Origin of the sequence: Streptomyces sp. YGL11-2, from assembly GCF_050054615.1 — a bacterium.
GTDB lineage: Bacteria > Actinomycetota > Actinomycetes > Streptomycetales > Streptomycetaceae > Streptomyces.
This window is the reverse complement of sequence record NZ_JBNHIN010000002.1, coordinates 383,004-404,247: the sequence shown is the minus strand read 5'-3', so window position 1 is coordinate 404,247 and position 21,244 is coordinate 383,004. Positions and strand designations below refer to the sequence as shown.

Below are 21,244 nucleotides of genomic sequence, written 5' to 3'. Positions count from 1 at the left end.
TGCAATGAAGATCACGCTCGTGGACGAGCACTTCATGAAGGCCCGATGGGACGACATCGAGTCGGCACTGCGCCATACATTTCAAGATTCGCAGTTCAACGACGAGGGGTACACGGTCGACAACCCTGTGGACTTCACGCGTTCCGCGATCGAGGGCGGACTCGGCCCCGACGTCAAGCACCTGGTGGCACTCGACGAGTCAGGAAACGTGATGGGGGGCTTCTTCTGCATCCCGACGGAACGGAAAGAAGGACAGGAAGCTACCGACCTTGGCTGGTTCTTCGCCGTTCCGGAAGTCGACCGCAATACCCGGCGGGAGATGATCGACACCTTCCTGGAGCGGGTGTTCCAAGTACTGCGCGACGCGGGATTCAAGCGGATCGAGTCAAATATGGGCACCTCGGCCGGTGCGAAGTCACTTAGCCGCCGCTACGGCTTCGTCCACGCGCCCACCGCCGAGTGGTCGAATCGTTGGATCCGAGAACTGTGACTCCCCTCGCTCCCCGGGCACCGAAGGTTGCTTGCCAGCCAACCGGGTGATGATGCGGACGCGTTCACTGCCGCGTTGCACGGTCCGGAGGGCGGATGACGGCGAGCTGATGTGCACAACACAACGCGCAGATGCCCCATGCACAACTGCCGCGCCCCGGAGCAAGCGCGCTCCGGGGCGCGGCGGTTGCGTCAGCGGACGCCCAGGACGCTCAGGACGCCCCGGCCGCCCAATCAGCCCCGGCCGCCCCGTCCGGCCGGGTCCGTCACGACGGTGCCGGAGATGCTGCCCGTGGCGTTCTGGGCGATGCTGGCGATGTTCTTCTGGTTGTCGATGAAGATGTTCGTGCGGCAACCGCCTCCGGGTGTGAGGGTCGGCAGCAGGCTCAAAAAGCTGGATGACGGCGCGCAGTGAATGTGCTGACCGAAGTACTCGCCACCCTGGCCCCCGGCGCTGGCCGTGCCTGCCGCCGACAGCAGCAGCGCACCGGTCCCGAGGGTGCCCGCGACCACACGCGTTGTCTTACCCACGACGGAACGTCCTTCCTGTCCTGGTCCCGGTCTGCGCCGGGATCACCGCGCTAACGAAGCAGTAACTCCGTGATCACGCTGCGCTACTCCGTCGTGATGACGACGCCCGGAGTTGAACACTGTCCTTGTCGGCAGTTTGGGCGCAGGTGAGGCGGCGTGGCGAGGCTGGTGTCCCTGCGGAGGCAGGTCGAGCGACTGGCAGCCCGCCCCCACCGGACACGCCTCAGGAGTGGGGCGCTGCACGGGTCCCTCTGGCGCCAGCAAGCCCTCCGGCCCGGGTGAGCCATGAGGCCCCTAAGAGCTGTCCGATTGGTCGCGGTGACAGGATTTCGACCGGGGCGAATCCGATGCGAGCCACCGATTCAGCCTGTCACGATCAGCTACCGGCTGTGACCACTGCGATGTCAGGCACAGCCGGGTCAGGAGGGCCGATCGGACAGTCAAGCGCACCGGTCAGGCACACCCCGGCCACCCCTCCGAGCTAACGGACATGCGTTTGATTCATTCACGCAAATGGCACAAAAGGCTTAAAATACATATCGGTAACCGCTCCCTGGATGAGGAGCCTGTAGGGAGCATTCGAGCGGCAGAGCCATCGTGGGGACAATGGTTCTGCCGCTCTCGTTCAGACCTGCCCTGATGCGGGGGAAGCAGGGCCTCCCACGCATCTGATGCCGTGGGAGGCCCTTGCTGGTGCCGGCGACATTGGCGCGTCACTCAGGGGGTACTCGTCCTTCTCGCTGCCCGGTCGGCGGCCGTGCCGGTACCCGCCGGTTCCATTCCGGCCGAGGTCGCTTGCACTCATCCGTTCATGGTCTCCACGCGGACACCTAGGTTCGCCAGGGACGTCCGGATGAACCGAGCTGTCTCGGCGCTACGAGTGAGGCGTTCCCAGTTCACGATGCGCACTGTGTCATTGCGTTGGACCCTATCCACCAACTCTAGCCATCCAGAGCCTGGCGGATCTGTGGAGACAAGAGAGTCAGAGAAGACGTGGGTGCAACCTGATGCGATCAGCTCGGCAGCCTGGTCGTCACTCTCCGCGGAGTCAGTCTTCGAGTATCCGTAGACGGTCATATGCCGACCGTACTTGCGGCCATCAGGAGAGTTGCCTGATTTGCGAGGAATTTGCGTGGTCTGGCATGACAGCAACCGACGCTCCCGCCTCCCCGCCAACTGGCCTCCGTCGCCTGTCCGTCCTGAAGCGGGATGGCTTCCAGTGCGTGGCCGACCTACGGGACACGGGGAACGGTGCACGGCGCCAGCCACGGACGTGGACCACGTCGTCCCGGGCGACGACCACGACCCGACGAACCTTCAGTCCCTGTGTCGTTGGCATCACGCGCGGAAGTCCAGCGCGGAGGGCGCGGGGGGCTCGGGTGCGGCGTCCGTCGCGGCGGAGGCCGGAGCGGTCACATCCGGGGGGCTGTGACCTCCCTGTCTCAAGAGCCGAAAGTTCAAGCTTCTTTGTCCGCAGGCCCCTCGGTGTTCTTGGCGGACTGGTGGGAGACAGGGCCCTCGGGGAGCAATCCGCGCATGGCTTGTCGATCACGGTCCTTGTCTTCGGGCGTTGTGCGCTTGGCGTTGTCCGCCGACGCTTCGTCAGCCTTGTCGGGCTTGAAGAGGCGTTGCAGTCGGTGTGCGGATTCGGAGGCGTCTGGAGTCTGCGGTTCTTCGGTCATCCTGTTGTGCCTCCGCTCTTCACGTGCAGTTGCTCCCCGCCTCCAGGGTTCACAGAGGCGGGGAGAGCGCACCGGAGAATTGTGCGTACTGGCCAGCCTTGCGGTATTTGAGGCGCTCGGCATCTTCGAGCACCGTCCTCGTGGGCCGTTCGTGTGCGGCGCGGCGGCGCGGCGGAGGCGGCGGAGGCGGCGCGGCGGAGGCGGGTGTCCAGGCGGATGCCGGCGGAACGCACCTGGGGAGCTGCGATGACGGTGGGGCGATGAGGACAGTCGTCACGCGCTGGTGAATCCCCGCTTCCGGGGCCTCGGGTTCCGACGGATCTCGGAGGCGGGGATAGCGCGCGAGCCCACGGCAAGGTCACGGTGCCGGTCTGCGTCCGGCCGACCCGAGACGACCACGACCGGTAATTCCTACTGACGTACTTACAGATCATCCGAACGAGTTGTCCTGGGCGGTTCTGCCACTCCCGTGAGCCCACGGCACAAGGATTTCGCTCCGTACCAAGAGTGCGGCTTCCGTGGCAGCACGCCTCCGCGGAGGCCAAGAGCAAGGAGTTCCATGTCTCACGAATGGACGCGCCGCGTCGCCTCAGTGACCGCATCGGCAGCCCTGCTGTCGGCAGCGGCAGCAGCAGCCGGTAGCGCAGCGTTCGCCGCACCAGCCCACCCGCACGGCGCACCGGCCGCGCACCGACACACGGTCGGCGGCGACCAGGGCAAGCACAAGGGCGAAGAGGTCAAGGGCGACCACGGCCGTCATCTGCACCTCGGCTGGGACAAGGGCGTCGACAAGAAGCACGATCGCTGGGACGCCCAGCACAAGGTGTGGCAGCGCTGGGACACCGACTCCCGCAGCTACGCGCAGTGGGACGAGCACGCCCACTGCTGGAAGCGCCACAAGGGCGGCCACTGGCAGCGCTGGGACCTCAAGCACCGCACCTGGAAGTAACCGGTCCGCGGTTCCCGAAGGGGTGACGTGATACACGCCGGTCCGCCGTCTCTTCCCGGGCGGCGGACCTCACACCCGACTGAAGTGTCCGTTTCACCCTAGGGGTGACCCAAGCCGCAATGAGCCGACTGCGGCACGACAGCGGTAGTCTTCCTAAGCAATTCTACGTACCAACGCCAACCAGGAACATCCCTGGCTGCGGCTGCCTTGGCGGCAACGACAACACCCAGCGGCCGACATTGGCGGACGGGTCAGCGAACCAGGCGTAGGCGCCGCACAACTCTATCCAAAGCTACGGCTCATGAGTGTGCCTTGAGAGCGGTAGAGATTTTCTCCCTGATCTCTCTTGTTCCTGCGACGACAGAGATGGGACTTCCAGCGTTCAGCGGTTTGACTACGTTCAACGACCCCCGATATTTCGAGGTCCCGGAGATGTGCGGGGCGAAGAATTTCACGACCATCGCATCTTTTCCGCACGAAATAGATGCCCAAGTTCCACCCGAACCCGTGGCTGAAGAATTCAGGTAAGGGCCGAAGGGGAGGTGCTTGTCTCCTTGATTGCTATCTTTCGGCCATGCGGTGAGCAGGTAGATCGAAAGATGCCTCTCGTCTCCCTCGCGGGTCGTCGCCAGGCCACACTTCTGCCCTGCTGTATAGATGATGATTCGGTCGGGTCCGTTACGGACTTCTCCGATCACCCTCCGCTTTTCCGGGCCGATCGAGCCGTCCTGCTCGGATAGTGGGTCATCTGCCAGGTTGACCACTGGAAGCTGAAGTAGACGTGACGGCTCGGTGGAGGAGGGAAGGGCAGAAGGAACGCTTCCGCCCTTCCCTGATGTGCATGCGACGCACGCGAGCAAGAGAGCAGAGCCGATGACCGTATGCCGGGTCAGGCGCTTCATCGACGAACCCCCATTGCGCTAGACGTCAGGTCAGCTTGACCAGGACTGGAAGCATACCCCGGTGGGCTTCATTACAAATCCAGCCTTGCCGAACGTCGTGACCGTGTACTGGTCGTAAGTGGGATGTGCCACAATAAACCCGGTCTTGCCCGCGGGTACGTCGTAGCGATGCTCGTCCTTAACGGTGACTGAATCCTCTACCGAGAATCCCAACTTGGCGGAGAGGTCATCATTCGACAGGCCGAACTCGCCGTTAAGTGCGGTCTTAACGGACTTTTCAACGGTCATGACCAGGGTGCCCTTGCCCTGACCGCTTGTCTTGTCAAGCGTGTCGGTGCCGCAGACCTCTACCGGGCCGGAGATCTGGTTGTCGGGAGACGACTTCAGACCTGCCAACGATTGCTTCGGCATCTGCTTCGGAACATTGCGCTTGACGACCGTATGGGCGTCGGGCTTGAAGAAACCCTTAGCGATTGCAGTGCCCGGCTTGGCTTGCTGATTGGCAGCCGCTTTCTGAGGGGCGGCGATAGCCGTTCCGCTCGCGAAAGTGCTCAGCAACGTGACAGCAGCGGCTATACCAATACCTGTTGCGCGCTTCAAAATTCCCCCAAATCATCTATATGCCGTGGTCAGGCGGCAAATCGAAACTACATGCGCGATCCGGTTGCCGTCAAAGACGTGAACCCGCAGGGTGGAAGTTCGGGCTTTATTGATCCTGTGGGCGGCATGACTGGGTTTATCCATGGAAACGAGACACGCCTGCGACACTTGAATTAATAGAGCTATGCCCTATATATCCATTATTTCGGTTTACTGTATGGGTTCGCTAGAACCGAATGGCCGACAGAACGCGAGCGAACCTCGTCGAGCACCAGGCCGAAAGGGGCGCCTCATCGAGGTAATCCACGGGCGTACCGGCGTGGCGGTGTCCCTCGTCGATGCCACTGCTCTGCCCGTCGAGTACGGCCGCAGCGCCTACACCGACACAGCCAGCCCTCGATCAGCGCGCGCCGATCATCTGGTCAACGGCCTTGCGGATCGAGTCCTCACGCTTACAGATCGAGAACCGGACCAGCCACGCCGGAGCGTCCGCGCTCAGGTAGAACGCCGAGGTGGGGATGGCCACCACACCCGCGCGCTCCGGCAGGTCCCGGCAGAACTGGACGCCGTCCGAGTAGCCCCAGGGTCGTACGTCCGCCTGTACGAAGTAACCCGCGTCCGCGCGGAAGGGTCGCAGCCCGGCGCGCGTCAGGCCGTCGCTCAGCAGATCCCGGTTCAGCCTCAGAGTGTCCCGCAGACCCGCCGCCCACTCCTCCACGGAGCCGAGGGCCCGTGCCAGGGCTTCCTGATACGGGGTGCCCGAGGCGTACGTGAGGAACTGTTTCGCGGAGCTCACGGCGGCCACGAGCGCAGCCGGCCCACAGACCCAACCAACCTTCCAGCCCGTGACGTTGAAGGTCTTGCCCGCCGAGGAGACGATCAGCGTCCGCTCCCGCATCCCCGGCAGCGTCGCAATGGGCAGATGCCGCGCACCGTCGTTGTAGACGAGGTGTTCGTACACCTCATCCGTGACGACCGTCAGCGCGTGCTCGCGGCAGATATCGGCGATCGCTCCCAGCTCGTCCGCCGTGAACACCTTGCCCGTGGGGTTGTGCGGGGAGTTCAGCAACAGCACCCGCGTACGCGGCGTCACGGCGGCCCGCAGCGCGTCAGCGTCCAGAGCGAACCCGTCGCCGTCGAGGACCAGGGGGACGCCGACGAGCCGGGCACCAGCCAGCCGGGCATCCGCCGCGTACGCGTCGTAACAGGGATCGAAGGCGATGATCTCGTCACCCGGATCGCAGAGCGCGAGCAGGGCCGCGGCGAGTGCTTCCGTCGCGCCCGTCGTGACCAGAACCTCGCCGGCGGCCCGGTAGTCGAGACCGTACCGCCGGAGCTGATGAGCGGCGACCGCCTCACGCAGTGCCGGGAAGCCGACAGCGGGCGGGTACTGGTTGCTGCCCGACAGCACCGCGTCCGCCACGTCTTTGAGCAGAGCGGCCGGGCTGTCCAGCTCCGGGACTCCCTGCCCGAGGTTCACGGCTCCGGTGCGCCGTGCCAGCTCCGTCATCTCCGTGAAGATCGAGGTACCCATGCCCCGCACCCGCGCCGCGGGATTCCAGGCCGCCGAGCCCACAGCCCCGCGAACATCAGCCGTCTCGCTCGTAACCATGCAGTCCCGCTTTCCCGAGTACATCAACCAGGAGATTCGGCCCTCACGATAGGCGTGCACCGGGGAGACTGGGCTGCGGATGGGCAAAGCCAAGCCATCCCCCGAGGTCAGCGGGCCCTCGCCGATGTGTGTATCAGCAGGGGTTGACCTGGGTCACCGCGTCCCCCGAGCTGACCGCGGCCGTCCGCTCCGCCAAGCAGTTCCTCACCTACGTCTCGGCCGGCCCCTTCCAGTACGCCGTCGCCGAGGCCCTCGCCCTGCCCGACGGCTACTTCACCGCCCTGCGCGACGACCTCCGCGCCAAGCGCGACATCCTCGCCGGCGGCCTCACCGACGCCGGCTTCCGGGTCTTCCGGCCGGCCGGCACGTACTTCATCACCACCGACATCCGCCCGCTGGGCGAGCAGGACGGCTTCGCCTTCTGCCGCACCCTGCCCGAACGCGCCGGCGTGGTCGCCATCCCGAACGCCGTCTTCTACGACCACCAGGACCAGGGCGCCCCGTTCGTGCGCTTCGCCTTCTGCAAGAGCACCGCGACCTTGGAGGAGGCGGTGGGGCGGCTGAAGCGGCTCTGAGACCGCGGGCCTCCGAGGAGGGGGCCGCCACCCGTTCGGGCGGCTGCGGTCGCGGGCGGGGGCGGGGCGCGGGGAGTCTGGGTGCGGACCCGGCCCCGACCCGTCGGACAGGCCCTGGCGGTCCGGTGCCCTGTCCTGCCTCCGGCGCGGAGGCGCGCCCCCGAACCGGAGGTGTTCCGTGTCCGCCGAGACCGCCGAGACACCGGAGACCGCCGAGCCACCGGGGACGCCGCGGGCGGCGGACCCGGAGGGGCGTCCGGGGCCCGTACGGGAGCGGGTGCGGGCGGGGCTGCGGCGGGCGCGGACCGCGCTCGTCCTGTTCGCCGGGATCCGGGCCGCCGGGATGCTGTGCACCGCGGTGTGGGCCTGGCACACCGGACGGCATCCGCGGACGCTGCTGGGCGCGTCCTGGGACTCCAGGTGGTATCTGAGCATCGCGCTGCACGGCTACGGGGCGCCGGCGCCGGCCGGGATGTGGCCCGATCTGCCCGTCGCGGACCTGGCGTTCTTCCCGCTGTACCCGTGGCTGGTGCGGGCGGTGGGGACGGCGGCCGTCCCGGTCGGGGCGGTGAACGCCGCCCTGCTGATCTCCTGGACGGCGGCCGGGGTGGCCGCCTGGGGGATCTACGCGGTCGGGGAGCGGCTCCACGGGCGGCGTACTGGAACCCTGCTCGTCGTCCTGTGGGCGCTGCTGCCGCAGGCCGTCATCGAGTCGCTGGCGTACACCGAGTCGCTGCTGACCGCGCTGTCCGCCTGGTCGCTGTACGCGCTGCTCACCCGGCGCTTCCTGTGGGCCGGGGTGCTGGCGGCGACGGCGGGGCTGACCCGGCCCAGCGCACTGGCCGTCGTGGCGGCGGTGGGCGCCGGGGCGGCCGCGGAGGTGTGGCGGCGGGGGAGCGGCGGAGCCGGGGAGGGGGGCGGCCGGGGGCCGGGGCTGCGGCCGGTGGCGGCCGTGCTGGTCGCGCCGGCGGGCTGGCTGGGATACGTGCTGTGGGTCGGCGCGCGGACCGGCGGCGGGCCGCTGGGGTACTTCGACGTACAGGAGCTGTGGGGCTCCCGTTTCGACTTCGGGCGCGACACACTGCAGGAGATCAGGCACCTGGTGCTCTCCGGCGCCCCGCCGGTGCACTTCATCGCGGTCGCGGTGATCGCCGTGGCACTGCTGCTGTACGCGCTGCTGGTGCTGGACCGGCCGCCGGTCGCGCTGCTCGTCTACACCACGGTCCTGGTCGCCATCGCGCTCGGCGGCACCGGCTACTTCCCGTCGAAGCCGCGCTTCCTGCTGCCGGCCTTTCCGCTGCTGCTGCCGGCGGCGCGGGCGCTGGCGCGGGCCCGGATCCGCACCGCCGTCCCGGTCGCCGGCGCGCTGGCCGCGCTCTCGCTCGGGTACGGGGTCTATCTGCTGGCGATCGCGTCGCTGCCGCTGTGACGTCGTGGCAGCGGCAGCTCCCGGGGCGCGCCTGTAACGGCGTCACAGACGTACGCGGGCCCCGGGAACCGACAACGGTCGGCTCCCGGGGCCCGCGCAGCCGGGGTGCGGGTCGGACGGGGCTCAGCCCTCGTCGTCCCCCGGCTTCTCGTCGCCTTCGATCTCGGCCTCCAGACCGAGCTGCTCGACGATCCACTTGTCGAATTCGATCGAGGCGCGGACCCAGCTGACCGTGCTCGACACGAAGTGTTCGAGCGAAACACCGGTGCCGACCAGCATCGATGCCTCACCGATCAGACGGACCGTGCCGTCGTCATGGGTGTGGGTGTACGCCTTGGGCCACAGCGTCCGGCGGTTCCAGTCGTCGATCGCCTCCAGCAGCTTCGACTTCTCGTCGATGCCGTGGGCACGGTCGTAGAACGTCCGGACGGAGAAGATCTGCTGCTCCTCCTCGCCCCGGAACATGAAGTACGTGCGGAACTGCTCCCACGGGGCGGCGAGGTCACCCTCCTCGTCGACTACGTACTTCAGCTCCATCTGGTCGAGGAGCTGCTTGACCAGGTCCTGGTCGGGCACGACGGGACCATCAGGCCCCGACGGCTGCGGTTCGGGCTGGCCCCCGAAATTCGGAATCGAGGACGGGTCGATGCTCACCGTGGAATTCCCTTCGTATGGTCTCTGCCATCCTCCCCCATATGCGCCCCGTCCTGGCAACCCCGGACCGGCAGACGCCGCGCATCCGGGGTGGCCGGAGGGCGCGGCGCCGCAGGACGGTCAGCCGGCCGGTCGAGCGGCCGCCACCGTCAGGCCCTCGCCGTCCCCGTCCACGTCCACCCGGACGGTGTCCCCGTCGAGCACCTCGCCCGCCAGGATGGCGCGCGCCAGCTGGTCGCCGATGGCCGTCTGGACCAGGCGGCGCAGCGGCCGGGCACCGTACGAGAGGTCCGGCGCCGGGGCGTCTGCGACCGGCTCCCGGCCGAGCCAGGCGAGCCAGGCCAGCGCCCGGTCGCTGACGTCCAGGGTGAGGCGGCGCTCGCTCAGCCGGTGCTGGAGGTGGCTCAGCTGGAGCTGGGCGATCCGCTGGAGCTGGTCGGTGCCGAGGGGGTGGAAGACGACCAGGTCGTCGAGGCGGTTGAGGAATTCGGGGCGGAAGGAGGCGCGGACCGCCTCCAGCACCTTCTCCTTCTTCTGCTCCTCCTTCAGGAGCGGGTCCATCAGGAAGGCGGAGCCGAGGTTGGAGGTGAGGATGAGGATGGTGTTGCGGAAGTCGACGGTGCGGCCCTGGCCGTCCGTGAGGCGGCCGTCGTCGAGCACCTGGAGCAGGATGTCGAAGACCTCGTGGTGGGCCTTCTCGACCTCGTCGAGCAGCACCACGCTGTACGGGCGGCGGCGGACCGCCTCCGTCAGCTGGCCGCCCTCCTCGTAGCCGACGTAGCCGGGCGGTGCGCCGACCAGCCGGGCCACGCTGTGCTTCTCGCCGTACTCCGACATGTCGATCCGGACCATCGCCCGCTCGTCGTCGAAGAGGAAGTCCGCCAGCGCCTTGGCCAGCTCGGTCTTGCCGACACCGGTCGGGCCGAGGAAGAGGAACGAGCCGGTGGGCCGGTCCGGGTCGGCGATACCGGCGCGGGTGCGGCGCACCGCGTCGGAGACCGCGCGCACCGCCTCGCCCTGGCCGATCAGCCGCTTGCCCAGCTCCTCCTCCATCCGCAGCAGCTTCCGGGTCTCGCCCTCCAGGAGGCGCCCGGCCGGGATGCCGGTCCAGGAGCCGACCACGTCCGCGATGTCGTCCGGGCCGACCTCCTCCTTGACCATCGGCTCCCGGGTCCCGGCGCCCTTGGCGGCCTCCTGCTCGGCCTCCGCCCGCGCGGCCTCCTCCAACTCCCGCTCCAGGGACGGGATCTCCCCGTACAGCAGCTTGGAGGCGGTGTCGAAGTCGCCGTCGCGCTGGGCGCGTTCGGCCTGGCCGCGCAGTTCGTCGAGCCGCTCCTTCAGCTCGCCGACGCGGTTGAGGCTCTGCTTCTCCTTCTCCCAGCGGGCGGTCAGACCGCGCAGGTCCTCCTCCTTGTTGGCAAGGTCCTTGCGCAGCCGCTCCAGCCGCTGCACGGAGCCGGCGTCGGTCTCGTTGCGGAGCGCCAGCTCCTCCATCTTGAGGCGGTCGACGGCACGCTGGAGCTCATCGATCTCGACGGGGGACGAGTCGATCTCCATCCGCAGCCGGGAGGCGGCCTCGTCGACCAGGTCGATGGCCTTGTCGGGGAGGAACCGGGAGGTGATGTAGCGGTCCGAGAGGGTGGCCGCGGCGACCAGCGCCGAGTCCGCGATCTGCACCTTGTGGTGGGCCTCGTAGCGGCCCTTGAGCCCGCGCAGGATCGCCACCGTGTCCTCGACGGTCGGCTCGGCGACCAGCACCTGCTGGAAGCGCCGCTCCAGCGCCGGGTCCTTCTCGATGCGCTCGCGGTACTCGTCGAGGGTGGTGGCGCCGACCATCCGCAGCTCGCCGCGGGCCAGCATCGGCTTGAGCATGTTGCCCGCGTCCATGGACGAGTCGCCGCCGGCGCCCGCGCCCACGACCGTGTGCAGCTCGTCGATGAAGGTGATGATCTGGCCGTCGCTGTCCTTGATCTCGGCCAGGACGGTCTTGAGCCGCTCCTCGAACTCACCGCGGTACTTCGCGCCGGCGACCATCGCGCCCAGGTCGAGCGCGACCAGCCGCTTGTCGCGCAGCGACTCGGGGACGTCGCCCTTGACGATGCGCTGGGCCAGCCCCTCGACGACGGCGGTCTTGCCGACACCCGGCTCGCCGATGAGGACCGGGTTGTTCTTCGTACGGCGGGACAGCACCTGCACCACCCGCCGGATCTCGTGGTCCCGGCCGATGACCGGGTCGAGCTTGCCCTCGCGGGCCGCCGCGGTGAGGTCCGTGCCGAACTTCTCCAGCGCCTTGTACGTGCCCTCCGGGTCCGGGGTGGTCACCCGCCGGCCGCCGCGGCTCGCCTCGAAGGCGGCCAGCAGCTTCTTGGCCGTGGCGCCCTGCTGCTCCAGCAGTTCGCCGGTGCGCCCGCCCTTGGCGGCGATGCCGATGAGGAGGTGCTCGGTCGAGATGTACGCGTCGCCCAGGTCCTTGGCCCGCTGGGCGGCGTCCGCGATGACGGCGAGCAGCTCGCGGTCCGGCTGCGGCGGGGCCACGGTCGAGCCCTGCACGCTGGGCAGCCCGGCGAGCTGGCGCTCGGCCCCGGAGCGCAGCGCGACGGCGTCCGCCTCGACGGCCGCCAGCAGGTCCATGATGTTGGCGTTGTCATCGGGCCGCCCCGCCAGCAGCGCGAGCAGCAGATGCGCGGACGTCATGTCCGCATGCCCGGCGGCGATCGCCCGCTCATTGGCGGCGCTCAGCGCCTCCCGGCTCTTGTTGGTCAGCTCGGCGTCCACGTCCTCGTGATCCTCCTCGTGCCCTGTGCGCTGCGCGCGCTTCTGCGTACCGATCCCGCCGCGGGGGCTAGCCCTGCTTTGGCCAACGTGCGATAAGTTGAGTCTATTCCACTCAAGGTTCCTTTCCCACCCACGGGTGAACCGACCGGACACCGCCACCGGGGCGCGCAGTCGCCCGGCAGTCTGGGAGGCATGACCGCCAAGCCCCCCCCCGCGAGACCGACGCCCAGTCCGCGATCCTGCTGGAGATCTTCCACGAGCTGGACGCGGCAGCACCCAAGTGCGTACGGGCTCAGCTCATCGAGGGCGAGATGGTGGTGACGACGGCACCGGCCGGGAACCACGAACACTGCCTCAGCAGCTTCACGGAGCAGCTGTTGCGGAACCGCCCAGATTTCGACCTATCCGCGCACAAGGGGCTGATCCTGCCGTCGTCCGGCTCGCATCCCGACAACCACGTGATCCCCGACTTGACGATCGTCGGAACCCGGGAGTTCCGGGGCACCCCGCCGTGGTGGAGACCCGGCGCGGAGCTGAAGATGGTCATCGAGGTGACGGGCGACCGGCCGGAACTCGACCGAACCGCCAAGCGCCGCAGCTATGCCCTCGGAGGCACGCCTCTCTATCTGCTGATAGACCGCGACCGAGCCACCGCCATGCTCTTCCACGAGCCCTCCGACGGCGATTTCGAATCGCACGTCACTACCCCCTTCGGCAAGCCCCTCCCCCTCCCCGCCCCCTTCTCCTTCGACCTGGAGACGGCCGACTTCCTCTGACCCTCCGGCCCCCAACTACCCTGGCCCCCATGGCCCACGACCTGAGCGCCCTCGCCCCCGAGTACCTCGCCTTCTGGGGCGAGTACTTCATGCCCACGCTGACGACCCTGCGTACGGACGGCACACCGCATGTCGTGCCGGTCGGTGTCACCTACGACGCCGGGCAGCGGATCGCGCGGATCATCACCCGCAAGGACAGCACCAAGGTCAAGAACGTCCTGGCCGCCGGAGCGGACGGGGCCACCGTGGCGGTGTGCCAGGTGGACCGCGGTCGCTGGGCGACGCTGGAGGGCACCGCCCGGGTGCGTACGGACGCCGAGTCGGTGGCCGACGCGGTGCGCCGGTACGCCGAGCGGTACGGCCGGACCCCGGAGCCCAACCCCGATCGCGTCATGATCGAGATCTCGGTGACCAAGGCCCTCGGACGGGCCTGAGAGCCCGCGGCCCAGTCCCTTTCACGAGCCCCTTCGACGAGTCCCACGCGTTCCACGAGCCCCGTTCCGGACCCGTACGCGCGCCGGGCGGCGCCGTGTCCGCGCACTGGTCCGGACCTGGCCGAAAACGAACCCTCCGGATCCGCCATCGGGCGCCTTCCTGGTACTCAGGAACGGCAGGAACGAACACCTCCGCACAACGGCGAGCGGCATCGGACCTGTCCCGGGCACAAAGACGGCAGCTGGAGGCCGCATGGCGTCGGCATCACGTATCGCGACGACCGTTCCACGCCGTCCGCGCCCCGTCCCGCCCCGGCCGTACGCCGAGAACTGCCCCCGGTGCGGCGGCCAGCTCGCCGTGAACCAGGACGGCTGGAAGATCTGCCATGCCTGCGGATACGCCTCGCCACCCGGTGCAGCCCCTCCACCGCGGGCCGTCGGCGGGAGTATCGTCGCCCCCACAGTCGCCACGCCCCGGAGGGCACGATGAACTCGGTCCGAGTGACGGCGATCGCCTGCCTGATGCCGCTGTCCGAGCTGGACGAGGATCCGTTCCTGGTCGACGACCGCAGCCAGCACGACATGTGCAAACAGTGGGCGGCAGCCCGTGATTACCACCTGACCTGCCAGCTCAGCCTGCACCAGCTGCGCGTCGACCACAACGCACTGTGGAGCGACGTCGAAGAGGGCCGGGTCGATGTGTTCGTGACGCCCAACCGCCGGGCGCTGGAGTACGCCATCGACGGGGCCGACGAGTTCGGCCGGCGGTGCGCGGCGGCGGGCGTCCGCCTGGAGACCGCCGATCTGGACGAGCCGGTCTACACGCTCGCGATGAAGTCCCATGTGCACCGGCGGCTTTCGATGCCGACCGCGGGATACAACGGCTGCTGACGACACGCGAAGGGCCGGGGTGGTCTCCCCGGCCCTTGCGCGCACGGACGAGTGGCGGTGGCGCTCCGCGCGCTACTCCGACGACCGCTTGGGCCGCCACACCACCAGCGCACTGGTCTGCTGCACGTCCTGATACGGCACCAGATCGCGGCGGTACGAGGCGTGCACCGCCGCCTCCCGCTGCCGCATCGCGCTGGCCGCGCCCTCCAGGGCGCCCTGGAGCTCGGCGACCCGCTGCTGGAGGGCCGCGACCTGGTTCTCCAGCTCGATGATGCGCTTGATGCCGGCGAGGTTGATGCCCTCCTCCTGCGACAACTGCTGGACGGTGCGCAGCAGTTCGATGTCGCGGGCGGAGTACCGGCGGCCCCGGCCGGCGGTACGGTCGGGGGAGACCAGGCCCAGGCGGTCGTACTGCCGCAGGGTCTGCGGATGCAGGCCGGAGAGCTGAGCCGCGACGGAGATGACGTACACCGGCGATTCATCGGTCAGTTCATACGGGTTACGACGCTGCCCGCCCCGGCTGTCCATCTCAAGCTCCCTTCGCGGCCTTGAACAGCTCTGCCCGCGGGTCCGGGCCCGCGGTCGCCTCGCGATAGGTCTCCAGCGACTCCCTTGCCTTGTCGCTGAGATCCCTGGGAACGATCACCTCTATGGTGACCAGCAGATCACCGCGGGTGCCGTCCTTACGGGCCGCGCCCTTGCCGCGGGCCCGCATCGTGCGTCCGTTGGGAGTGCCGGCCGGCAGCTTGAGCTTCACCGGCGGTCCGCCCAGTGTCGGCACCTTGATCTCGCCACCGAGCGCGGCCTCCGGGAAGGTGACCGGCACCGTGACGGTGAGGTTGTCGTCCTTGCGGCCGAAGACCGGGTGAGCGTCGACATGGACGACCACGTACAGATCGCCGGCCGGGCCGCCCTGTTCACCGGGAGCGCCCTTGCCGCGCAGCCGGATGCGCTGCCCGTCCGAGACGCCCGCGGGGATGCGGACCTGCATCGTGCGGGCACTGGTCGCCCGCCCGCTGCCCTTGCAGACGTCGCAGGGGTCCTGGGCGATCAGGCCGCGGCCCTTGCAGTCGGCGCACGGGTCGGTGAGCGAGAAGCCGCCGCCCGCACCCCGGCTGACCTGACCGGTGCCGACGCAGTTCGGGCAGACCCGAGGCGTACCGTTTTTGTCGCCGGTGCCCGAACACGCCTTGCAGGGCGCCTGGCTGGACATCCGCAGCGGGACCGTGGCCCCGTCGACCGCCTCGGTGAAGCTGAGCGTCACCTCGGACTCGATGTCCTGGCCGCGGCGCGGCTGCGTGCGCGTACCGGTGCCGCCGCGGTTGAACAGGCCGCCGAAGACGTCGCCGAGCCCGCCGCCGAAGCCGCCGGCGCTGCCACCCTGACCGTGCGAGCCCCCGAAGAGGTCGCCCAGGTCGAAGTTGAAGCTGCCGCCGCCTCCGGGGCCGGGCCTAAAGCCGCCGTTGCCGAACAGCGCCCGGGCCTCGTCGTACTCCTTGCGGCGCTTGGCGTCGCCCAGGATGTCGTTGGCCTCGGAGATCTCCTTGAAGCGCTCCTCGGCCTTGGCGTCGCCCTTGTTGGCGTCCGGGTGGAACTCGCGGGCCAGCTTGCGGTACGCCTTCTTGATCTCCGCTTCGGTGGCGTCCTTCGGGACGCCGAGGACCTTGTAGTAGTCCTTCTCGACGAAGTCCTTGGTGCTCATCCCCGACGTCCCTCCTTCCGCGCGGTTCTCTCTGCCGCCCTTACGTCAGCCCTCGTCCGGGCCACCGCTCTCCTCGTCCGAAGCCTTGGCACCCTTGGCGCCCTTGGCACCCTTGGGGCTCTTGGCGTCCTCGTCGGAGGCGGACTTGGCGCTCTGCGCACCCGGCTGCGGTTCGGCGACGGCGACCCGCGCGGGGCGGATCGTCCGCTCACCGATGCGATACCCGGGCTGCAGGATGGCGACGCATGTCGTCTCCGTCACGTCCGGCGCATACGAATGCATCAGCGCTTCGTGGATCGTCGGGTCGAAGGGCTCGCCCTCCTTGCCGAACTGCTGCAGACCGAGCTTGGAGGCCACGGTCTCCAGTGATTCGGCGACCGACTTGAAGCCGCCGACCAGTTCGCCGTGCTCACGGGCCCGGCCGACGTCGTCGAGCACCGGAAGGAGCTCGGACAGCAGATTCGCCGCGGCGATCTCCTTGACCGTGACCCGGTCCCGCTCCACCCGGCGGCGGTAGTTCTGGTACTCCGCCTGGAGCCGCTGGAGGTCCGCCGTGCGCTCGTTGAGCGCCGAACGCACCTGGTCCAGCTGCGCCTGGAGCGCCACGTCCTGTACGTCCCCGGCCGGGGCCGAGCCCGCCTTGTCGGCGGACTCGGCCTGCGCCGCGTCTTCGGGGGCGGCGTCGGAGGGGACGTCGGGCTTCTCGTCGAAGCCCGGGGTCTCCTCCGTCACGCCGCACCGTCCTTCTTGGGCTTCTCGTCGTCGACGATCTCGGCGTCCACGATGTGCTCCTCGGCCTTGGCCTGCTGGCCGGCCTGGGCGCCCTCGGCACCGGCCGCACCCTGCGCGGCCTGGGCGTCGGCGTACATGGCCTGACCCAGCTTCTGCGAGACGGCCGCGACCTTCTCGGTGGCGGTGCGGATCTCGGCCGTGTCCTCGCCCTTGAGCTTCTCCTTCAGCTCGCCGACGGCGGTCTCGACCTCGGTCTTCACCTCAGCGGGGACCTTGTCCTCGTTGTCCTTGAGGAACTTCTCGGTCTGGTAGACCAGCTGCTCGCCCTGGTTGCGGGTCTCGGCGGCCTCGCGGCGCTTGTGGTCCTCGTCCGCGTAGCGCTCGGCCTCCTCGCGCATCCGGTCGACCTCGTCCTTCGGCAGCGAGGAGCCGCCGGTGACGGTCATCTTCTGCTCCTTGCCGGTGCCTAGGTCCTTGGCCGTGACGTGCATGATGCCGTTGGCGTCGATGTCGAAGGAGACCTCGATCTGCGGGACACCGCGCGGGGCCGGCGGCAGACCGGTCAGCTCGAACATCCCGAGCTTCTTGTTGTACGCCGCGATCTCGCGCTCGCCCTGGTAGACCTGGATCTGCACGGACGGCTGGTTGTCCTCGGCCGTGGTGAAGATCTCCGACCGCTTGGTCGGGATGGTCGTGTTGCGCTCGATGAGCTTGGTCATGATGCCGCCCTTGGTCTCGATGCCGAGGGACAGCGGGGTGACGTCCAGCAGGAGGACGTCCTTGACCTCGCCCTTGAGGACACCGGCCTGGAGCGTGGCGCCGATGGCGACGACCTCGTCCGGGTTGACGCCCTTGTTGGCGTCCTTGCCGCCGGTCAGCTCCTTGACCAGCTCGGCGACGGCCGGCATACGGGTCGAGCCGCCGACCAGGACCACGTGGTCGATGTCGGACAGCGCGATACCGGCGTCCTTGATGACGTTGTGGAACGGGGTCTTGCAGCGGTCGAGCAGGTCCGCGGTCAGCTGCTGGAACTGGGAGCGGGTGAGCTTCTCGTCCAGGTGGAGCGGGCCCTCGGCGGAGGCGGTGATGTAGGGCAGGTTGATCGTCGTCTCGGTGGACGACGACAGCTCGATCTTCGCCTTCTCCGCGGCCTCGCGCAGGCGCTGGAGCGCCATCTTGTCCTTGGAGAGGTCGACGCCGTGGCCGTTGGCGAACTGCTTGACCAGGTAGTCGACGACGCGCTGGTCCCAGTCGTCACCACCGAGGTGGTTGTCGCCGTTGGTGGCCTTCACCTCGACGACGCCGTCGCCGATCTCCAGCAGCGAGACGTCGAAGGTGCCGCCACCGAGGTCGAAGACCAGAATGGTCTGGTCATCCTTCTCCAGGCCGTAGGCCAGGGCGGCGGCGGTCGGCTCGTTGACGATCCGCAGGACGTTGAGACCCGCGATCTCGCCGGCCTCCTTGGTGGCCTGGCGCTCGGAGTCGTTGAAGTAGGCGGGGACGGTGATGACCGCGTCCACAACCTTCTCGCCCAGGTACGCCTCGGCATCCCGCTTGAGCTTCTGCAGGATGAAGGCGCTCATCTGCTGCGGGTTGAAGTCCTTGCCGTCGATGTTGATCTTCCAGTCGGTGCCCATGTGGCGCTTGACCGACCGGATGGTCCTGTCGACGTTGGTGACCGCCTGGCGCTTCGCGACCTCGCCGACCAGCACCTCGCCGTTCTTGGCGAAGGCGACGACGGACGGCGTGGTCCTGGCGCCCTCGGCGTTGGTGATGACGGTGGGCTCACCGCCTTCGAGAACACTGACGACGGAGTTCGTCGTGCCCAGGTCGATGCCGACCGCACGTGCCATTTCGATTCCTCCAGCTGACTTGAGTGGAACAGGCTCAAGAGTGCAGCACAGGTGCAAACCTGTCAACAGAGCTGAGTCGAGCCCACTCAACTTTTATATGGCCCTTATCCTCACCGGGCCGCCACTCAAGACGCGGACCCCCGACGGAGGGTTGCCCGCGCGACACAGATCACCGGCCGGGCGGCTTCATGAGGCCCGGAATACTGGGTAACCTCAGCCGCAGACCCAAAAAGTTACTGCTTAGTAGTTCCGCTCGGATCCGGCTGATCTGGTCGCGCAGATCCCACAGATCCTTCTGATTTCGCCCGCTCTCGCAGGTTCGAGGAGCCCCCAATGCAACTCGCCGCGATCATCGTGTCGCTGGTCCTAATCGCGGTCGGCGTAGCGCTGTTCGGCCGTGCCATCCTGCAGATCTACCGCCAGCTGCGGCTCGGCCAGTCCGTCCCCGCCGGTACCCGCACCGACGAGCCCGTGCAGCGCACGGTCACGGTCGCCAAGGAGTTCGTCGGCCACACCCGGATGAACCGCTGGGGCGTCGTCGGCGTGGCGCACTGGTTCGTGGCGGTCGGCTTCCTCACCCTGCTGCTGACGATCGTCAACGCCATCGGCCAGCTCTTCAAGGCCGACTGGCTGCTGCCGTTCCTCGGCAACTGGCTGCCCTGGGAGCTCTGGGTCGAGGGCATGGGCACGCTGACGACCGTGGGCATCGTCGTCCTGATCGTCATCCGGCAGCTGAACAGGCCGGGCGGGGCGGGCCGCAAGTCCCGCTTCGCGGGCTCCAACATCGGCCAGGCGTACTTCGTCGAGGGCGTCATCCTCATCGTCGGCATCTGCATCGTGATGCTGCACGCCCTGGAGGGCGCCCAGCACGGCGTCGACCACTACGAGGCGGCGTACTTCGTCACGTACCCGGTGGTCGCGGCGCTGAAGGGGCTGAGCGTCGGCACGCTGCAGAACCTGACGTACCTCTTCGCCGGCATCAAGATCGCGACGTCCTTCATCTGGATGATCACGGTCGCCCTCAAGACCGACATGGGCGTGGCCTGGCACCGCTTCCTGGCCTTCCCCAACATCTGGTTCAAGCGCGAGGCGGACGGCGGGACGGCGCTCGGCGCGCTCCAGCCGATGACGTCGGGCGGCAAGCCGATCGACTTCGAGGACCCGGGCGAGGACGACCAGTTCGGCGTCTCCCAGATCGAGCACTTCTCCTGGAAGGGCCTGCTGGACTTCGCCACCTGCACCGAGTGCGGCCGGTGCCAGTCGCAGTGCCCCGCCTGGAACACCGGCAAGCCGCTCTCGCCGAAGCTGCTGATCATGTCGCTGCGCGACCACGCGCACGCCAAGGCGCCGTACCTGCTCGCCGGCGGCGGCAAGGACGCCGAGGGCAACGAGAAGGCGACCGAGGAGCAGCTCAAGGACGTGCCGGCCGCCGCCCTCGCGGAGGCCGAGCGCCCGCTGATCGGCACCCTCGAAGAGAACGGCGTCATCGACCCGGACGTCCTGTGGTCCTGCACCACCTGCGGCGCCTGCGTCGAGCAGTGCCCGGTCGACATCGAGCACGTCGACCACATCGTCGACATGCGCCGCTACCAGGTCATGATCGAGTCCTCGTTCCCGTCCGAGGCGGGCACGATGCTCAAGAACCTGGAGAAGAAGGGCAACCCCTGGGGCCTGGCCAAGAAGCAGCGCCTCGCGTGGACCAAGGAGGTCGACTTCGAGGTCCCGGTCGTCGGCAAGGACGTCGAGGACCTCACCGAGGTCGACTACCTCTACTGGGTCGGCTGCGCCGGCGCCCTGGAGGACCGCGCCAAGAAGACCACCAAGGCGTTCGCCGAGCTGCTGCACATCGCGGGCGTGAAGTTCGCGATCATGGGTGGCGACGAGGCGTGCACCGGTGACTCCGCCCGCCGCCTGGGCAACGAGTTCCTCTTCCAGCAGCTGGGCCAGCAGAACGTCGAGGCGCTGAACATGGCCTTCGGCGAGGACAGCGAGGACGAGTCGACGAAGAAGCCCAAGGCGTCGAAGAAGATCGTCGCGACCTGCCCGCACTGCTTCAACACCATCGCCAACGAATACCCGCAGCTGGGCGGCGAGTTCGAGGTCATCCACCACACCCAGCTGCTCCAGCACCTGATCGACGAGGGCAAGCTGATCCCCGTCACGCCGGTCGAGGGCCTGATCACGTACCACGACCCGTGCTACCTGGGCCGTCACAACAAGGTCTACACACCGCCGCGCGAGATCATCGCCAAGGTGCCGGGACTGCGCAACGAGGAGATGCACCGCCACAAGGAGCGCGGCTTCTGCTGCGGCGCCGGCGGCGCCCGGATGTGGATGGAGGAGCGAATCGGCAAGCGCATCAACAACGAGCGCGTCGACGAGGCCCTCTCTCTCAACCCCGACATCGTCTCCACCGCCTGCCCGTTCTGCCTGGTCATGCTGACCGACTCGGTCAACGGCAAGAAGAACGACGGGAAGGCCAAGGAGTCCATCCAGGTCGTCGACGTGGCCCAGCTGCTGCTGGACTCCGTCAGGACCCCGATCGACCCGCCGTCGGACGACGCCGAGTCGGCGGACGCGCCGGAGCCCGAGCCGGTGAAGTAGCACCTCGGACGCAGCGCACGGTGGCCGGCCCCGCACCCCGCGGGGCCGGCCACC

Annotated in this window: 18 protein-coding genes and 1 pseudogene; 8 read left to right on the top strand and 11 right to left on the bottom strand. The window is 68.4% G+C overall.

The window, feature by feature from the left end; all coding sequences use genetic code 11:
• Positions 1-4 precede the first annotated feature (4 nt).
• A complete protein-coding gene (locus ACO1BR_RS04165) occupies positions 5-490 on the top strand; it encodes a hypothetical protein (protein WP_426793641.1) in 486 nt (161 codons plus the stop codon).
• Positions 491-723: 233 nt separating this feature from the next.
• On the opposite strand, the gene ACO1BR_RS04160 is transcribed toward ACO1BR_RS04165, so the two are convergent.
• Positions 724-1,020, bottom strand: a complete 297-nt coding sequence (locus ACO1BR_RS04160; protein WP_426793640.1) for a hypothetical protein — start codon at positions 1,018-1,020, stop codon at positions 724-726.
• Between the two features lie 1,457 nt (positions 1,021-2,477).
• Complete coding sequence (locus ACO1BR_RS04155) at positions 2,478-2,702, bottom strand: hypothetical protein (RefSeq protein WP_426793639.1); 225 nt, start codon at positions 2,700-2,702, stop codon at positions 2,478-2,480.
• A 559-nt stretch (positions 2,703-3,261) separates the two neighbouring features.
• On the opposite strand from ACO1BR_RS04155, the gene ACO1BR_RS04150 reads away from it, so the two are divergent.
• A complete protein-coding gene (locus ACO1BR_RS04150; RefSeq protein ID WP_426793638.1) occupies positions 3,262-3,651 on the top strand; it encodes a hypothetical protein in 390 nt (129 codons plus the stop codon).
• A 299-nt stretch (positions 3,652-3,950) separates the two neighbouring features.
• On the opposite strand, the gene ACO1BR_RS04145 is transcribed toward ACO1BR_RS04150, so the two are convergent.
• From ACO1BR_RS04145 to ACO1BR_RS04135, 3 genes are all read right to left on the bottom strand, one after another.
• Positions 3,951-4,553 (bottom strand): hypothetical protein, encoded by a 603-nt coding sequence (locus tag ACO1BR_RS04145; RefSeq protein WP_426793637.1) that lies wholly within the window; start codon positions 4,551-4,553, stop codon positions 3,951-3,953.
• Positions 4,554-4,583: 30 nt separating this feature from the next.
• The gene (locus tag ACO1BR_RS04140) at positions 4,584-5,111 is read right to left on the bottom strand and encodes a hypothetical protein (protein ID WP_426793636.1); all 528 of its coding nucleotides are present in this window, start codon (positions 5,109-5,111) and stop codon (positions 4,584-4,586) included.
• 442 nt (positions 5,112-5,553) lie between these two features.
• Complete coding sequence (locus ACO1BR_RS04135) at positions 5,554-6,687, bottom strand: aminotransferase class I/II-fold pyridoxal phosphate-dependent enzyme (RefSeq protein WP_426793635.1); 1,134 nt, start codon at positions 6,685-6,687, stop codon at positions 5,554-5,556.
• 227 nt (positions 6,688-6,914) lie between these two features.
• On the opposite strand from ACO1BR_RS04135, the pseudogene ACO1BR_RS04130 reads away from it, so the two are divergent.
• Together ACO1BR_RS04130 and ACO1BR_RS04125 are read left to right on the top strand one after the other, a co-directional pair.
• A pseudogene (locus tag ACO1BR_RS04130) lies at positions 6,915-7,340 on the top strand (aminotransferase class I/II-fold pyridoxal phosphate-dependent enzyme); the annotation flags it as partial.
• A gap of 178 nt (positions 7,341-7,518) precedes the next feature.
• The gene (locus tag ACO1BR_RS04125) at positions 7,519-8,769 is read left to right on the top strand and encodes a hypothetical protein (protein WP_426793634.1); all 1,251 of its coding nucleotides are present in this window, start codon (positions 7,519-7,521) and stop codon (positions 8,767-8,769) included.
• A 123-nt stretch (positions 8,770-8,892) separates the two neighbouring features.
• Here ACO1BR_RS04125 and ACO1BR_RS04120 read toward each other — a convergent pair whose 3' ends face one another.
• Both ACO1BR_RS04120 and clpB read right to left on the bottom strand, forming a co-directional pair.
• Positions 8,893-9,423: a YbjN domain-containing protein gene (locus ACO1BR_RS04120; protein ID WP_426793633.1), complete on the bottom strand. Its 531-nt coding sequence runs from the start codon at positions 9,421-9,423 to the stop codon at positions 8,893-8,895.
• A gap of 120 nt (positions 9,424-9,543) precedes the next feature.
• The gene (gene clpB, locus ACO1BR_RS04115; protein ID WP_426793632.1) at positions 9,544-12,198 is read right to left on the bottom strand and encodes an ATP-dependent chaperone ClpB; all 2,655 of its coding nucleotides are present in this window, start codon (positions 12,196-12,198) and stop codon (positions 9,544-9,546) included.
• Positions 12,199-12,509: 311 nt separating this feature from the next.
• Between clpB and ACO1BR_RS04110 the strand changes: the two genes are divergently transcribed.
• The 3 genes from ACO1BR_RS04110 (at position 12,510) to ACO1BR_RS04100 (ending at position 14,299) form a co-directional block, all read left to right on the top strand.
• Complete coding sequence (locus ACO1BR_RS04110) at positions 12,510-12,974, top strand: Uma2 family endonuclease (protein ID WP_426793631.1); 465 nt, start codon at positions 12,510-12,512, stop codon at positions 12,972-12,974.
• 29 nt (positions 12,975-13,003) lie between these two features.
• Positions 13,004-13,408: a pyridoxamine 5'-phosphate oxidase family protein gene (locus ACO1BR_RS04105; protein WP_426793630.1), complete on the top strand. Its 405-nt coding sequence runs from the start codon at positions 13,004-13,006 to the stop codon at positions 13,406-13,408.
• Between the two features lie 486 nt (positions 13,409-13,894).
• Positions 13,895-14,299: a hypothetical protein gene (locus ACO1BR_RS04100; RefSeq protein ID WP_426793629.1), complete on the top strand. Its 405-nt coding sequence runs from the start codon at positions 13,895-13,897 to the stop codon at positions 14,297-14,299.
• A gap of 72 nt (positions 14,300-14,371) precedes the next feature.
• Here ACO1BR_RS04100 and ACO1BR_RS04095 read toward each other — a convergent pair whose 3' ends face one another.
• From ACO1BR_RS04095 to dnaK, 4 genes are read right to left on the bottom strand one after another with little or no spacing between them, the layout of a single operon-like run.
• Complete coding sequence (locus ACO1BR_RS04095; RefSeq protein ID WP_043265068.1) at positions 14,372-14,827, bottom strand: heat shock protein transcriptional repressor HspR; 456 nt, start codon at positions 14,825-14,827, stop codon at positions 14,372-14,374.
• 1 nt (position 14,828) lies between these two features.
• Complete coding sequence (dnaJ, locus tag ACO1BR_RS04090; RefSeq protein WP_426793628.1) at positions 14,829-16,001, bottom strand: molecular chaperone DnaJ; 1,173 nt, start codon at positions 15,999-16,001, stop codon at positions 14,829-14,831.
• Positions 16,002-16,046: 45 nt separating this feature from the next.
• Positions 16,047-16,733, bottom strand: coding sequence for a nucleotide exchange factor GrpE (gene grpE, locus ACO1BR_RS04085; RefSeq protein ID WP_426793627.1), 687 nt, complete (start codon positions 16,731-16,733; stop codon positions 16,047-16,049).
• Complete coding sequence (dnaK, locus tag ACO1BR_RS04080) at positions 16,730-18,586, bottom strand: molecular chaperone DnaK (protein WP_426793626.1); 1,857 nt, start codon at positions 18,584-18,586, stop codon at positions 16,730-16,732. The genes grpE and dnaK overlap by 4 nt, the downstream gene beginning before the upstream one ends.
• A gap of 333 nt (positions 18,587-18,919) precedes the next feature.
• Between dnaK and ACO1BR_RS04075 the strand changes: the two genes are divergently transcribed.
• Entirely contained in the window at positions 18,920-21,190 is a 2,271-nt protein-coding gene (locus ACO1BR_RS04075; RefSeq protein ID WP_426793625.1) for a (Fe-S)-binding protein, read from the top strand.
• The last annotated feature ends 54 nt before the right edge of the window (positions 21,191-21,244 follow it).

What these genes read in the sequence shown, in the direction of transcription:
- ACO1BR_RS04110 (WP_426793631.1), top strand. Translation starts at nt 12,510, where the DNA reads ATGGTGGTGACGACGGCACCGGCCGGGAACCACGAACACTGCCTCAGC.
- ACO1BR_RS04095 (WP_043265068.1), bottom strand. Translation starts at nt 14,827, where the DNA reads ATGGACAGCCGGGGCGGGCAGCGTCGTAACCCGTATGAACTGACCGAT.
- ACO1BR_RS04150 (WP_426793638.1), top strand. Translation starts at nt 3,262, where the DNA reads ATGTCTCACGAATGGACGCGCCGCGTCGCCTCAGTGACCGCATCGGCA.
- dnaJ (WP_426793628.1), bottom strand. Translation starts at nt 16,001, where the DNA reads ATGAGCACCAAGGACTTCGTCGAGAAGGACTACTACAAGGTCCTCGGC.
- ACO1BR_RS04145 (WP_426793637.1), bottom strand. Translation starts at nt 4,553, where the DNA reads ATGAAGCGCCTGACCCGGCATACGGTCATCGGCTCTGCTCTCTTGCTC.
- ACO1BR_RS04155 (WP_426793639.1), bottom strand. Translation starts at nt 2,702, where the DNA reads ATGACCGAAGAACCGCAGACTCCAGACGCCTCCGAATCCGCACACCGA.
- ACO1BR_RS04105 (WP_426793630.1), top strand. Translation starts at nt 13,004, where the DNA reads ATGGCCCACGACCTGAGCGCCCTCGCCCCCGAGTACCTCGCCTTCTGG.
- ACO1BR_RS04075 (WP_426793625.1), top strand. Translation starts at nt 18,920, where the DNA reads ATGCAACTCGCCGCGATCATCGTGTCGCTGGTCCTAATCGCGGTCGGC.
- ACO1BR_RS04100 (WP_426793629.1), top strand. Translation starts at nt 13,895, where the DNA reads ATGAACTCGGTCCGAGTGACGGCGATCGCCTGCCTGATGCCGCTGTCC.
- dnaK (WP_426793626.1), bottom strand. Translation starts at nt 18,586, where the DNA reads ATGGCACGTGCGGTCGGCATCGACCTGGGCACGACGAACTCCGTCGTC.
- ACO1BR_RS04165 (WP_426793641.1), top strand. Translation starts at nt 5, where the DNA reads ATGAAGATCACGCTCGTGGACGAGCACTTCATGAAGGCCCGATGGGAC.
- ACO1BR_RS04135 (WP_426793635.1), bottom strand. Translation starts at nt 6,687, where the DNA reads ATGGGTACCTCGATCTTCACGGAGATGACGGAGCTGGCACGGCGCACC.